We start from the raw sequence: 14172 nt of genomic DNA on the forward strand, positions 1-14172 counted from the left end.
ACGGCGGCTTATGGTTCCGCCCTTACGGCGGGTCACTATTGAGAAGCCCGGAAGCCGGCCCAGTCAAAAGTAACCAAAACGCTCCTGCCCCACCACTCGGTGCCTCGCTTAGGCTCGGCATGTCCTCACTCCGGCATTGCTCCGTGGACCCGCCGCGAAGGGCCATCCATGGCCCAGCGCAGCTATCCCGGTCGTGCACCCATCAGCCCTGTGGGAGCAAAGCTTGCTCGCGAGGCGGCCTTACAGCCGACCTGTTTCTCCCTGGTGAGCCCAATCCCTTGTGGGAACGGGCTTGCTCGCGAAGGGGCCGGTGCATACAACCTCAATTGAAACTGAACATCCGGCTCCCCAAGCACATTTAGTTAGCCTGCTTTCTTTTATCCCCTCCTCGCGCCATGATGAGGCTCTCTTACCGCTGCCCGCGAACGAGCCCTATGCCCACGCCCTCACCTGCCTCCAGCTCCCTGTCGGTCACCCTGCAGATCGTCTCCATCGTTTTCTACACCTTCATCGCCTTCCTCTGCATCGGCCTGCCCATTGCCGTGCTGCCGGGTTATGTCCACGAACAACTGGGCTTCAGCGCGGTGGTGGCCGGGTTGACCATCGGTTCACAGTACTTGGCGACCCTGCTCAGCCGCCCCATGGCCGGGCGGCTGTCGGACAGCGTCGGCACCAAGCGGGCAATCGTCTATGGGCTGTCGGGGATTGTGCTCAGCGGCGTACTGACTCTGCTCTCGACCTTGCTGCAAAGCTTTCCCCTACCCAGCCTGTTGATTCTGATTGTTGGGCGCTTGCTGCTCGGCGTGGCCCAAGGGCTGATTGGCGTGGGCACCATCAGTTGGTGCATGGGCCAAGTGGGTGTGGAGCACACCGCCCGCTCGATTTCCTGGAACGGCATCGCTTCGTACGGAGCCATCGCCATCGGCGCCCCGCTGGGCGTGGTGATGGTCGGTGAGCTGGGGTTCGCCAGCCTGGGCGTCGCCTTGTCGCTGCTGGCCGGGGCGGCGCTGTTGATCATTCGTAACAAGCCGTCGGTGCCGGTCATTCGCGGCGAGCGCTTGCCTTTCTGGGCGGTGTTTGGACGCATTGCGCCGTTCGGGGCGGGCCTGAGCCTGGCGTCGATCGGCTACGGCACGCTCACCACATTCATCACGCTGTTCTATATCAGTCGCGGCTGGACCGGCGCGGCCTGGTGCCTGACAGTCTTCGGTGTCTGCTTCATCCTGGCGCGGTTGTTGTTCATTTCCAGCATCGCCCGTTTCGGGGGTTTCAACTCGGCCATTGCCTGCATGAGCATCGAAACCCTTGGGCTGGTATTGCTGTGGCTGGCGCCGTCCACCGCGTTCGCCCTGGTCGGTGCCGGGCTGGCTGGTTTCGGGCTATCGTTGGTATACCCGGCGCTGGGGGTGGAGGCCATCAAGCAAGTGCCTAATACCAGCCGGGGGGCCGGCTTGAGCGCCTATGCGGTGTTCTTTGACCTGGCGCTGGCGATTGCCGGTCCGCTGATGGGGGCGGTGGCGTTGAACCTGGGCTATTCGTCGATCTTCTTCTGTGCTGCCTTGTTGTCCCTTACCGGGCTGGGTCTGACTCTGCTGCTGCGTCGCCGAGCCGTAAGCGCACCTTATTGATCGTAATACTGAAGGTCCGGTATTTACTTGTTCTTGTGTGTATATCCGTTATTTAGGTAACGGCGGCTTAGGGTTCCGCTCTGACAGCGGGTCACTTTTGGAAGAGCGCCAAAAGTAACCAAAAACGCTTTGCCCCACCACTCGGCACCTCGCCTAGGCTCGGTGTGCCCTCACTCCGGCATTGCTCCGTGGGCCCGCCGCGAAGGGCCATCCATGGCCCAGCGCGGCTACCTCGGCATCCATGCCGAGGTGCCCACTCCACAATGCCTGCGTTCGGCCAGCGTGGTTAACGGGGCGTCGAGATCAAAATCCAAAGCAAAGCAAGAGCGCGACACGTCCAGCATCTATGTAGCTGAGCCACCGCCATCGCGAGCAAGCCCGCTCCCACAGGAGAAACGCGATCACCCAGAACCAGGTCGGCTGTTAGGCCGCCTCGCGTTGGACGTTGATCTCGGCGCCCCGTTAACCACGCTGGCTGAACGAAGGCATGCCGAGCCTAAGCGAGGCACCGAGTGGTGGGGCAGAAGCGTTTTGGTTACTTTTGACTGGGCCGGCTTCCGGGCTTCTCAAAAGTGACCCGCCGTCAGGGCGGAACCCTAAGCCGCCGTTACCGCAGAAATGGATATACACACCATCCTTACGTAAAAACCATGCCCCTCGGAACAGAAGATCAGAATCTCCGGGAACGCTTAAGTGAACAGCTTATTGATCAGCCGTCCTCATCCCCGCCCGGGTTGGCTTGCCCAAGGCCTCGCCGAAGAAACGGCTGGCCTCGGAGATCATGGTGCGGTGGATGTCCTTGCGATCGACACCGTCAGCATCCGTGCACAGCGCCGGCATCGCGGCGATCTGTTCGTCGGTGCACGGTGCCAGGAAAACAAAATGCCCCGCGCCGGCCAGGGTCTTGAAGTCCGGTGCAGTGGGCAGCTTGCGGGCCAGCGCGGCGGCATTCTTGTCGAAGGCCACGAGTTTGTCGCCATCGCCGCTGTACAGCAGCACCGGCACGTGGACATCGGCCAGGGTATGACGGCCAAACTTCAGGCTCAATGGCGCCATCAACAACAATGCCCTGACCCTGGGATCAGCCACTGGTTGCAGGTCATCGCGGTCAACGATCAGTTCGCCTTGGGTATTGCAGGCGTCTCGGTCATCCGGTCGCTCCACGCAGTAGCGGCGCAGACGATTGAGGTCCGGCGTCGCACCGGACAGGATCAACGCGGTTTCGCCGCCGGCCGAATAGCCGATCACCCCGACCTGCCCGGCGTTGACGAACGGCGAGAGCATCGGGTCATTGAGCGTGGCGGTGATGGCTTCGGAAATCTGGATCGGCCGCCCGTACAGGTTGCTCAGGGTGCCAAGCCGGCTGTGATCCTGGGCGTTGTCGCCGGGGTGAATCACTGCCACCACGACAAACCCCTTGCGTGCCAGGGAGGTGGCCAGGTCATGCAGGGCCAGCGGCGTACCGGTATTGCCATGGGACAGCATCAGCAGCGGAAAGCGGCCGATGGCGATCTGGGCGTCTGGCGCGGCATCGATCTGGTAGCCACCCAGCAGGCTGGGCTGTTCCCGGTCGGTGGACGGATAAAAGGCGATGGCGTGCATCGGCTGCTGATCCAGCGGATCGAGAAAGCTCAGCTCATGGAAACCGGCGCTCCAATGCGGATGCGGCCCCGGTGCGGCCTGCACTGAACCGAGACTGGCAAACAAGCAAAGCAGCAGCGCTGCACCAAAACGCGTCATCGAATCTTCCACCTTCACCAGCGCACGGGAAGGCCCCGTCGCTCGCCGTCTTGGCCGTGCATAACCTGCGCCATAAAACCCGGCGCCGAATGCAGCAAAACCCTGCATCCCGGCCATCCAATGACGACGAGAATACAGGGTTTTACGAAGGTTGCCCCAATAGCTTTGGAGCCTTTACGCAAGCCTTACGCAGCGGCGAACTGTTCGCCGATCTGCGCCTGGGCTTCGTTCATGCCCTTATTGCGCATGTCGTCGCCCTTGGCCAGCCCTTCTGCACGAACGAATTCGATGTCGGTGATACCAAGGAAGCCGAACATCACTTTCAGGTAATCTTCATGACCCGCGCCACTAGGTTGGCCGGCATGCAAGCCACCCGCCGTGGAGACGATCACCAGTTTCTTGCCACCGCACAGGCCTTCGAAGCCGGCTTCGGTGTAGCGGAACGTCTGGCCAGCGACGGCAATGCGGTCGATCCAGGCCTTGAGTTGAGTCGGAATGCTGAAGTTGTACATCGGCGCAGCGATGACCAGCGCATCCGCCGCCTGGAATTCTGCCATCGTCTCGGCGCTAAGGTCAGCTTCGTGCTTCAGGGCCGCGTCGCGCAACTCGGCGCTGGTGCCAGCGGCGATCAAGGTCTGGGCGGAAAAATGGCTGATGGCGTCAGCGGCCAGGTCGCGATAAGTCACCGTGATGCCTGGCTCGGCGGCTTTCCAGGCTTCAACCACTTCACGGCTCAATTGGCGGGAAGCGGAGTTGTCGCCGAGGATGCTCGAATCGATGTGCAGCAGTTTCATGTCAGTGCTCTCCAAGTGAGGACCGCAACCGGGCGATCAATTGGCGACAATCCTATCGATGAAGCCAATGATCGATAAGTCAGCACAAATGCGATAGTTTGTCCCACTGACAGGACAATCGAGTTCAACATGCAAGACCTCAATGACTTGTACTACTTCGCCAAAGTCGTCGAAGCCGGCGGTTTCGCGGCGGCCGGACGGTTGCTGGGCATTCCCAAGTCACGACTGTCGCGGCGCATCGCCGAGCTGGAAGAACGCCTCGGCGCCCGGTTGCTCCAGCGCACCACCCGCCAATTGAAATTGACCGCGGTCGGCGAACGTTATCTGCGCCATTGCCAGGCCATGTTGCTGGAGGCCGAGATGGCCGACGAAGCGGTGGCGAGCATGTCCAGCGAACCCCGTGGCCGATTGCGGGTGTCGAGCCCGGTGGGGCTGGCCCACCAGTTTCTGCCGGTAGTGATCGAAACCTTCCTGGTGAAATACCCTTTGGTGCAACTGGATATGACCCTGCTCAACCGGCGGGTGGACTTGATCGGCGAAGGCATCGATGTGGCGTTGCGCGTGCGCGACCTGGGGGACGAGGATCCCTTGCTGATGACCCGGCGCCTGCGCCAGGCGCGGCTGATGATGGTTGCCAGCCCGGCCTTTGTCGAAGGACGGCGGATCGAAACCCCGGATGACCTCAAACAGTTGCCGGTGCTGGGGGCATTGGAAGCCGATCGCCAGGTGCACCTGCGCCTGGTCAGCGCAGATGGGCAGCGTGTGGAACTGGGCCTGGAAGCCCGCCTGGGCATTGACGACTTCATTGTGCGCCGCGCCTGTACCCTCGCCGGCCTGGGCTTCACTTTATTGCCGAGCATGTATTGCGAGCAGGAATTGCAGGACGGCACACTGGTGGAACTCTTGCCTGGATGGTCATCGCCCGATGGCTGGCTCCAGGCGGTCTACCCGCATCGGCGCGGCATGCTGCCAGCGGTGCGTGCATGGATCGATCATTTGGTGGAAGCCTTCGAGGGCTGTGGAGATAGAACGATATGAGGTTGAGCGAAGAGGATGTCGCGCAGTTTTGCCTGGGCCTGCCCGGCGCCAGGGAGGACTACAAATGGGGTGGCGTACGGGTATTTTCCATTGCCGGGAACAAGATGTTCGCCCTGCAGGGCCTGCGAGGCGACTCGCTGGCGTTCAAGGTCGACAAGGATCTGTTCCTGGGCCATTGCGACCGGCCGGGCATTCATCCCGCGCCTTACCTGGCGCGGGCCCAGTGGGTCATCATGCAGGTGCCCTACCCGCTGGGTGCCGAAGAGCTGCGTGGTCTGCTGCAACGCTCACACCAATTGGTGGTCAGCAAATTGCCCAAGCGCACGCAGGTGGGCTTGTTGCTCTAGCCATTCAGAACAGATAGCTGCCCAGGAACAATTGGTCGATCCAGAACACCTGGTGCAGCAGCACGATGAACCAGAACACGACCTGAAACGATACTTTGCGGGTCTTGTGGCGAAACAGCTGCTGGGCCAGCAAGGCTCCGGGCCAACCGCCGGCCAGCTCCACCGCATGCAGCACGTTCTCCGGGGTGCGCCAGGTGTCGGCGCGCGCCTTGCGCTTGTCGCTCCAGTACAGCAGGAACGCCACCACGCTGACGACGCCGTAAGCCACCATCGGCACCCACGACACCGCCCGCAGCCCGAACAGGAGCGAACCGAACAACGGCAAGGCACAGAGCAGTGCAAACACCATCAGTTTGAGCCGCAGGTGCTGCACGCTGCCTTCAGCATTGCGCCCGGCGCGTTTGCGGCTGCCTGATTCGTTCATGGCTTGGCAGCGGTCCAGTCTACCCAGCCGAACTGCCAGGTTGCCAGGATCAAGAGGCCGAAGGCGATTCGATACCAGGCGAACACGGCGTAGCTGTGGCTGGCGATGAATCGCAGCAGGCCCTTGACCGCAATCATGGCGAAAATGAACGCCGTGACGAAGCCAATGGCGAACACCGGGAAATCCGCCGGGACGAACAACTCACGGTATTTGTAGCCCGAGTAGACTGCCGCGCCGACCATGGTCGGCATCGCCAGGAAGAACGAAAACTCGGTAGCGGTTTTACGCGACAGCCCGAACAGCAGGCCACCGATGATGGTCGCACCGGAACGGGAGGTGCCTGGGATCATCGCAATGCATTGGGCCAGGCCGACCTTCAGCGCGTCCTTCCAGGATATCTCGTCCACAGTTTCAGCGTGCACCTGGTGCTGGCGCTTCTCGGCCCAGAGCATCACCAGGCCGCCCACCACCAACGCGGTGGCCACCGTGATCGGGTTGAACAGGTAGTGGTGGATCCAGTCGGCTAACAGCACGCCCAAGACCACGGCAGGCAGGAAGGCGATCAGCAGGTTGGCGGTAAAGCGGCGGGCGCTGGGTTGCGTCGGCAGGCCCAGCACCACGTCGAAGATCTTGCGCCGGAACTCCCAGACCACCGCCAGGATCGCGCCGAGCTGGATGATAATGTTGAACGCCATCGCGCGCTCGCCACCGAACTCAAGCAAGTCGGCGACAATGATCTGGTGCCCGGTGCTGGAAATCGGCAGAAACTCCGTCAAGCCTTCCACTACGCCAAGAATCAATGCCGAAAAGGCAGTCCACAAATCCATTCATCCCCCAAAAAAGACGCTGTTCAAGCAGGTCTTATCAATATTCAAGTGTCATGCAGGTACCCCCGCAGCGGGTGCACGATAACCGCGACCTTTCAAAAAAAACCAATGAAAAATGAGAACCGGCTCAGGTTTTGCGCTGCGGGGCCGAAATCCTATCAGACAAGCCCTGATAACGCTGCCGCGTTGTGACTCAGGTCAATTACCGATAGCGGCCGGGCGCTACAGTGCCGGCCGTCGATATGACAAGAATAAAAAACCGGAGTGACAGCGTATGAATAGCTTGCGCAGTGTGTCGATCAGCCGACGCTTGTGGCTCATCCTGGTCGTGGCCATCGTGATGTTGTTCACGCTCGGCGCCTTGATGCTTAAACAGATCCACACCGACCTCTACCAAGCCAAGGTGCAGAAAACCCAGCATGTGGTACAGACCGCCAGCGGCGTGCTGACTTACTACCAAGGCCTGGAAGCTGCCGGTACCCTGACCCGTGACGCCGCGCAGAAGCAGGCCCTCAGCGCCGTGCGTGGCCTGCGCTATAACCAGAGTGACTATTTCTGGATCAACGACCTGACGCCGGTCATGATCATGCACCCGGCCAACCCGAAGCTTGAAGGCCAGAACCTCTCGGCCATCCGCGACCCGAACGGCTATGCGCTGTTCAACGAGATGGTTGCCATCGCCAAGTCCAAGGGCGCCGGCATGATCAACTACCTCTGGCCGAAACCGGGCGCCGAGGCCCCGGTGGGCAAGACCTCCTACGTCCAACTGTTCGAACCCTGGGGCTGGATCATCGGCTCAGGCGTGTACGTGGATGACGTCCAGGCCGAGTTCCAATCCCAGGTAATCAAGGCCTCGGTAGTCGGTTTGATCATCACCCTGCTCATGGGCCTGCTGTTGACCCTGATCGTGCGCAGCATCGTCGGCCCGTTGCAGGAAACGGTCAACGCCATGGCCAACATCGCCAGCGGCGAGAGCGACCTGACCCGCACCCTCGACACCCACGGCCAGGACGAAGTCACGCAACTGGCGCGGCATTTCAACGCCTTTACCGCCAAGCTGCGGCAAGTGGTGACCCAACTGCAAGCTTCGGCCAGTGCGCTGGGGCAATCTTCCAGCGAATTGGGCAACGACGCGGCGCAGGCTCAGGAACGCAGCCAGCAGCAGTCGCAACAAATGGAACTGGTAGCGACCGCGATCAATGAAGTCACCTATGGCGTGCAGGACGTGGCCAAGAACGCCGAGCACGCGGCCAGTGAGATGCGCGACGCCGAATCCCAGGCCCAGCAAGGCCAGGTCAACATCGATGGCAGCTTGCAGCAGATCGACCGCCTGTCCCAGACCATCGACCAGGCAGTGGAAGTGATCCGCACCCTGGCGAGTGAAAGCACCCAGATTGGCAGCGTGCTGGAGGTGATTCGCTCCATTGCCGAGCAGACCAACCTGCTGGCTCTCAACGCCGCGATCGAAGCCGCCCGTGCCGGCGAACAAGGCCGGGGCTTTGCGGTGGTCGCCGATGAAGTGCGGCTGCTGGCCCAGCGTACGCAGAAGTCCACTGCAGAGATCCAGGCGATGATCGAGCGCCTGCAAAGCCATTCCGAAGCTGCCGTGAAAGTCATCAGCGACAGCAGCCGTGCCTCGCAACTGACGATTGAACAAGCCGGCCTGGCCGGTGCCAGCCTCAACGCCATCGGCCAGGCCCTGCGCAATCTCAACAGCCTGAACGCCTCCATCGCCAGCGCCACCCTGCAACAGGCCCATGTGGTGGAAGACATCAACCAGAACGTCACCCAGGCCGCCGGCCTGTCCCACAGCACCGCCATGGCCGCCGAACAATCCAGCCAGGCAAGCACCCGTCTCAAGGCGTTGAGTGAACAGTTGAACGGGTTGCTCACGCAGTTCCGGGTCTGAAGATCGGTAGACCACCCCTGTGGGAGCGAGCCTGCTCGCGAATGCGGTTTGATTTGATCGTTCCCACGCTCCGCGTGGGAATGCATCCCGTGACGCTCTGCGTCACATTCCAGAAGCGGAACGCAGAGCGTCCCTGGCGACATTCCCACGCAGGAGCGTGGGAACGATCGTAATCCCTTGCTCGCGATAGCGACGGTACATTCAACATTGGTATTGGAGCTGTCCACGCCATAGCGTTTACAATCGCCGCCCTCTTCTATTTCCCCAAGGAACCGCCATGTCCGGGCTTGAACTGTTTGCCGCAGCCCTCGGCGTGATCGCCGTCTGGTTGACCGTCAAGCAGAACCCCTGGTGCTGGCCGATCGGCCTGGTCATGGTGTTGCTGTACAGCTGGATTTTTTTCGAGGTGAAGTTGTACTCGGACATGCTGCTGCAGGTTGTCTACGCGGTGCTGCAACTCTACGGTTGGTGGCAATGGACCCGCGCCGGGAACAATCATGATGGACGCCAGGTCAGCCGCCTCGGCGGGTCGTCAGTGCTGTTCGGCCTGGCTATCGGTGCGGCAGGCAGCCTGCTGTTGGGCGCCGCCATGGCCCACTGGACCGATGCCGCCCAGCCCTGGCTCGATGCGGCGCTCACCGGTTTCAGCCTCGTGGCCCAGTGGTGGATGGCGCAAAAACGCGTGCAATGCTGGCCGCTGTGGATTGCCCTGGACGTGATCTTCGTCGGCCTGTTCATCTACAAGGGCTTGCACCTGACAGCGGCGCTCTACGCCCTGTTCACCCTGCTGGCCGTGCAAGGCTGGCGGGAATGGCGCGCCGATCCGGCCCTGCGCGCATGAAGGTAGTGGTGCTGACCGGCCCGGAATCCAGCGGCAAGAGTTGGCTGGCGGCGCAATTGCAGGAACACTTTGGTGGCGTGCGGGTGGATGAGTACGTGCGCCATTTCATGGAGCAGACCCAACGCGATACCTGCCTGGCCGACATCACCGACATCGCCTCCGGCCAACTGGCCTGGGAAGATGAGGCGCGTGCCCGCCGGCCGGCGCTGTTGATCCTCGATACTCACCTGTTGAGCAACATCCTCTGGAGCCAGACCCTGTTCGGCGACTGCCCGGACTGGCTCGAACCGGCCTTGCTGGCCCGCCATTACGACGTGCACCTGCTGCTGAGCCCCGAGCAGGTCGAATGGACCGGCGACGGCTTGCGTTGCCAACCTGAACTGGCTGAACGGCTGGCGTTTTTTGAAGCGATCGAGGCTTGGCTGAGCGGACACCGGCAACCGTTCCAGGTCATTGAAGGCGATTGGGCGCAACGCCAACAGCAAGTGTTCGCCGTCGTTAGCCAGCTGCTTCAAGCCTGATCGCGGGGTGATCTGTTCCATTCTTGAAACAGCGCAGTCGCTCCAAACCCGGATCCAACGCCGCTTCATCAAATTGCCATCAAGACTGTCAAGTTTCTGAAACACCCGCCCAAAAGCCTGGATCCAGAGGCCTGGGACGGTAGGTGACCGGTTGGTCACCATGCACCTTGTCTCAGCGCTGAAACAGGTTCCTTCCCCGGCATGCCCTCCGTAGCTCCAACTCGTTGAAATAAAAAACATTTCAAAATACGGCACGACACCTGCTCTCCACCTTCGCAACGCTGACTAGGGCCAGCGTACCGAAGAAGGAATCAATGCCATGGGGATTTTCGATAGGGGCATAACCTGTCTGCTGTTGATCGGCTGCGCCGCCAGCGCAACGCTCAGTCTGCCAGCGCAGGCCGAGGGCAACGGCGTCATTGTCCTCAACCGTGACGTGCAGCCCATCGCAATTGGTCGCAACGGTGGCAAAGACCCCTACCCGACCACCGTCAATGCCAACCCCTCCGAACGAATCCACCAGGCGACCGCCAGCACCGAACTGAGCGATGGCGAATTTGCCAGCGTGGCCAGCGGCTCGTCGATCCGCAACACCGTCAACCCGAATACCGGCGTGCAAGGCTTGAACGTCGTGACCAACCCCAACGGCATGCCGGGCATGAGTGCCGGTCACGGTGGCGGTAGCGGCGGCGCGATCTCCGGCACCATCAACCGCTCGTTGAGTTCAGGCCTGGCCCCGCTGGGTCGGCTCGCGGGAGGCCAGTGAGATGAAGCCAACCTTGTTTCTCCTCGCCCTGTTCATGCTTTCCCTGCTCAGCTCTTTCAACGTATTTGCCGATTCGGGTGCTGCAGCGGTCAGCAGCGCCAACCTGCAGGATTCCGGCAGCCATTACACCGGCAACTTCAACGTCAACCAGGCGGCCGGTGACCAGACCCAGCAGACCAACACCCGGGCCATCGCCATCGGCAGCCACGCCCAGGCCAGCACGAGCGTGCAGCAACGCGTCGACACGCCGGCCAACCCCTCCATGAATGCCACCGCTCGAATCGGCGGCCACTCCTTTACCAACGGCAACGGTGTGCTGGGCGTCAACCAGTCCGCCGGGGCCAACAACCAGATGGCCAATGTCATGCGGGTGGGCATCAGTGCCCATCCGCAGAGCATTGATGACAGCGCCCTGTCTCAACAGAACGTGGCGTTGCTACCGAACTCAGGAGCAACTGGCGCCCCAACCGGCAGTCGCCAGGTCGTTACCAGCGACCAGGCCTTCACCGGCAGCCGAGGGGTAATTCAAGTGAACCAGAGCGCCGGGGTGGGAAACCGTATGGCTAACACCCTGAGCATCCGAGTCGCTGATTGACCCGGAGGCTACATAAGAAAGTACCGACACTTAACCAACGACACGCAAGGAGAAACACCATGAAACCTACAATGGCACTCAAACCATTGGTTTTCGCTCTCGCCGCGGTCATGACAATGGCGGCACAGGCTGGAGGAAACGGCAACGGGCACGGTGATGATCACGGCCACCACGGTCCCAAAGGCCCAACGTGGGAAGAACAGCTGTCCATCAACGCCAGCGCAATGGCTACCGTGATGGATGAGCAGAACAGCGACGGCAACGAGGTGCTCAACCAGGGCACTAAAAACACCGCCGAAGCTACCGATTCCCTCAATGGCAGCAACGGTAACATGGGGGCGAACATCGCCGCTGGCGACGGAAACCAACAAGACAACGCCGCAGCGCTGGCTACCGCTGACGAAAGCTTCATCTTCGGCTCGGCTGTCGCCGCCTCAAGTGCCACGCAAACCAATACCAACAACTATGTAAAAAACAACTCGACCCACAACAACGCCTCGCTCACCAATGCAGGCAACAACGGCTCCGGCAACATCGGCATCAACGTGACCGCCGGTAACTTCAACCAACAGAAAAACAACCTGGCCATCGCAGTGTCGGGTGGCCGTGTCGCACAGGCCTCTGCCGAGGCCAATCAATCCTCCACCGGCCTTGTGGTCGACAACAAAGGCGTGCGGACCTACAAGACCGACACCCTCACCAGCACCTACAGCGCCTCCGGCACGTTCAAGGCCAAAGGTACCGGTACCGCCGAAGACGATCACGGCGGCTGGGACAACAAAGGCGGCGGCTATGGCGGCGGTCACGATGACGACAAGTTCAAGTTCTCCGCCGTGGGGACCTTCGAGCTGGCCGGCAGCAACACCCAGCAGGTGCTGACCCGCGACGGTTGGAAAAACCCTGTGATCAACAACGCCACCATGACCAACTCCATGAACGGCTTCTCCGGTAACGGCGGCGCCAACGTGTCGGCAGGCGTGGGCAACCAGCAGAGCAACTCGCTGTCCATCGCTGCCGGCTGCAAGGCTTGCATGTAAAAAAGTACCGCTGTAGGGGCGAGTCTGTGGGAGCAAAGCTTGCTCGCGATGAGGTCGTTACATAAAACGCCTCTGTTGGTTGTAAAACCGCTATCGCGAGCAAGCGTTGCGCCCACGGACTCGCTCCCACAGGGGGCTTTTTCCTGGATGCCCACTAGGCGTATTGATCATGCGTGTCACTGCCGTTTCCCTGCTGCTCTGTCTGGCCTGCACGGCCGAAGCAGCGCAGATGCCCGTCGCCGCCCTGCCTGGCGGCATGCTGGTCTACAAACCGGTGCAAAGCGTACGCGAACGCAAATTCAGCGACATCGTCGAACAGAAAACCGATTTCAGTTGCGGCGCCGCCGCGCTGGCCACGGTGCTGCGCCAGGCCTATTGGCTTGACGTCGATGAAGAGCACGTCATCAAAGGCATGTTGGTCAATGCCGACCAGAATCTGGTTCGCACCCAAGGGTTTTCCATGCTGGACATGAAGCGCTACGTGGAAACCATCGGCATGCGTGCCCGAGGCTACCGGATACCGCCAGAGAAACTCGAAGCGGTGACGATTCCGGTGGTGGTCCTGATGGAGATACGCGGCTACAAGCACTTCGTGGTGTTGCAGCGGGCCGACAAGCAATGGGTCTACATCGGCGACCCGGTGCTGGGCCACAAGCGCTACGCCCATGATGAGTTCGTCAAAGGCTGGAACGGCATCGTCTTTGCGATCGTCGGCCCGGGCTATGACAAGACCAATGCGCTACGCAGCCCTCCGCAACCACTGACAGCACGTAACAAGCTGGACGGTTTCAACCCGGTCAGGGATGCGGAACTGATGGATTTCGGCTTCATACAGAGCGACTTTTTTTAATCGCCGACCAACTGCCAACATAAGTACAAAAAGGAGCAGGACGCTCCGGGAGCAGCACATGAAAACCTCACACTGGCTGTCGCTGGCCTGCCTGCTCGCGACCGCCTCGGGCTACGCCCATGCGGGCTTCAAACCCATCGAAGTCAAGGACCAGGAGCTTTCCGAGCTGCGCGGTCGTTATGTCATGCCCGGCCGAGTCATCAGCTTCGGCATCGTCATGAGCAGTACCTGGCGCAACGCCAGCGGCGACTTGATCGGCGCCACCAGCGCCATGCAGATCCAGGCCGCCACCGTCAAACCCGAATTCTATGTCTCCACCATCAAGCAGACCGGTAACGGCAGCGCCCCCGAACAGGGCAGCGGCAATATTACCGGTGGCGCCGGCCTTGGCACGAGCCAGGGCGTGACCCAGAGCGTACGCGCCGCCGGAGACGGCAATACGGCCTACAACAACGTCAACATCAACGTAAAAGAGAGCAACCAGGCCCCGGCACTCGTGCCTTCCCAAGGCCAGTTGCTGACCAAGGGCCAGACCATCAGCGGCAGCAACGCCGCCGGCAGTGTCGCGGTCACCGCCACCGGCAGCGGCGTGCAAATGGCGATCCAGGCCAGCCATAACCAGGGCAGCACCCTGCAACAAGTGGCCCAAGGCGGCTTGCTGCAAAACACCCGTCTGCTGGGAAACAGCAACCTGGTCAACAACATGACGCAGCTCAACGTGGTGCTGAACAACAACGGCCCCAGTGCCGGAGCATTGGACTGCAACCTGACTCAGTTACGTGGTCTTCGAAACCTCGGATATTGATCTACATTGATCTACGTTGATCGCCGATCAATGGGCAAATAAGGACGGCA

The 14172-nt window shown here is 61.1% G+C and carries 15 protein-coding genes; 11 read left to right on the forward strand and 4 right to left on the reverse strand.

Features of this window, described 5'->3' with window-relative positions; genetic code table 11:
* The first annotated feature begins 434 nt into the window (after nucleotides 1–434).
* Nucleotides 435–1628, forward strand: coding sequence for an MFS transporter (locus KI235_RS16830; protein WP_003202348.1), 1194 nt, complete (start codon nucleotides 435–437; stop codon nucleotides 1626–1628).
* Between the two features lie 702 nt (nucleotides 1629–2330).
* On the opposite strand, the gene KI235_RS16835 is transcribed toward KI235_RS16830, so the two are convergent.
* Together KI235_RS16835 and KI235_RS16840 are read right to left on the reverse strand one after the other, a co-directional pair.
* Nucleotides 2331–3368, reverse strand: a complete 1038-nt coding sequence (locus KI235_RS16835) for a dienelactone hydrolase (protein WP_212795179.1) — start codon at nucleotides 3366–3368, stop codon at nucleotides 2331–2333.
* A 185-nt stretch (nucleotides 3369–3553) separates the two neighbouring features.
* A complete protein-coding gene (locus tag KI235_RS16840) occupies nucleotides 3554–4162 on the reverse strand; it encodes an FMN-dependent NADH-azoreductase (protein WP_003202352.1) in 609 nt (202 codons plus the stop codon).
* A gap of 129 nt (nucleotides 4163–4291) precedes the next feature.
* On the opposite strand from KI235_RS16840, the gene KI235_RS16845 reads away from it, so the two are divergent.
* A complete protein-coding gene (locus KI235_RS16845) occupies nucleotides 4292–5200 on the forward strand; it encodes a LysR substrate-binding domain-containing protein (RefSeq protein WP_003202353.1) in 909 nt (302 codons plus the stop codon).
* Complete coding sequence (locus KI235_RS16850; protein ID WP_013693486.1) at nucleotides 5197–5547, forward strand: MmcQ/YjbR family DNA-binding protein; 351 nt, start codon at nucleotides 5197–5199, stop codon at nucleotides 5545–5547. The genes KI235_RS16845 and KI235_RS16850 overlap by 4 nt, the downstream gene beginning before the upstream one ends.
* Before the next feature lie 4 nt (nucleotides 5548–5551).
* On the opposite strand, the gene KI235_RS16855 is transcribed toward KI235_RS16850, so the two are convergent.
* A complete protein-coding gene (locus KI235_RS16855; RefSeq protein ID WP_003202356.1) occupies nucleotides 5552–5971 on the reverse strand; it encodes a DUF1294 domain-containing protein in 420 nt (139 codons plus the stop codon).
* On the reverse strand, nucleotides 5968–6798 hold the full coding sequence (locus KI235_RS16860; protein WP_039012160.1) for an undecaprenyl-diphosphate phosphatase: 831 nt from the start codon (nucleotides 6796–6798) through the stop codon (nucleotides 5968–5970). Before KI235_RS16860 ends, KI235_RS16855 begins: the two co-directional genes overlap by 4 nt.
* 274 nt (nucleotides 6799–7072) lie before the next feature.
* Here KI235_RS16860 and KI235_RS16865 point away from each other — a divergent pair, with 274 nt between their 5' ends.
* From KI235_RS16865 to KI235_RS16900, 8 genes are all read left to right on the forward strand, one after another.
* Entirely contained in the window at nucleotides 7073–8707 is a 1635-nt protein-coding gene (locus KI235_RS16865; protein WP_003202361.1) for a methyl-accepting chemotaxis protein, read from the forward strand.
* A gap of 277 nt (nucleotides 8708–8984) precedes the next feature.
* Complete coding sequence (pnuC, locus tag KI235_RS16870) at nucleotides 8985–9548, forward strand: nicotinamide riboside transporter PnuC (RefSeq protein WP_212795180.1); 564 nt, start codon at nucleotides 8985–8987, stop codon at nucleotides 9546–9548.
* Nucleotides 9545–10069, forward strand: coding sequence for an AAA family ATPase (locus KI235_RS16875; RefSeq protein ID WP_027911601.1), 525 nt, complete (start codon nucleotides 9545–9547; stop codon nucleotides 10067–10069). The genes pnuC and KI235_RS16875 overlap by 4 nt, the downstream gene beginning before the upstream one ends.
* Before the next feature lie 319 nt (nucleotides 10070–10388).
* Nucleotides 10389–10835 (forward strand): hypothetical protein, encoded by a 447-nt coding sequence (locus tag KI235_RS16880; RefSeq protein ID WP_003202367.1) that lies wholly within the window; start codon nucleotides 10389–10391, stop codon nucleotides 10833–10835.
* 1 nt (nucleotide 10836) lies between these two features.
* Nucleotides 10837–11430 (forward strand): hypothetical protein, encoded by a 594-nt coding sequence (locus KI235_RS16885; protein WP_003202370.1) that lies wholly within the window; start codon nucleotides 10837–10839, stop codon nucleotides 11428–11430.
* Nucleotides 11431–11489: 59 nt separating this feature from the next.
* A complete protein-coding gene (locus tag KI235_RS16890) occupies nucleotides 11490–12467 on the forward strand; it encodes a hypothetical protein (RefSeq protein ID WP_003202372.1) in 978 nt (325 codons plus the stop codon).
* A 169-nt stretch (nucleotides 12468–12636) separates the two neighbouring features.
* A complete protein-coding gene (locus KI235_RS16895; protein WP_003202374.1) occupies nucleotides 12637–13317 on the forward strand; it encodes a C39 family peptidase in 681 nt (226 codons plus the stop codon).
* Nucleotides 13318–13375: 58 nt separating this feature from the next.
* On the forward strand, nucleotides 13376–14122 hold the full coding sequence (locus KI235_RS16900) for a hypothetical protein (protein ID WP_003202376.1): 747 nt from the start codon (nucleotides 13376–13378) through the stop codon (nucleotides 14120–14122).
* Nucleotides 14123–14172 lie beyond the last annotated feature (50 nt).

It is taken from the genome of Pseudomonas sp. St386, from assembly GCF_018325865.1.
Classification (GTDB): Bacteria; Pseudomonadota; Gammaproteobacteria; order Pseudomonadales; family Pseudomonadaceae; genus Aquipseudomonas; species Aquipseudomonas brassicacearum.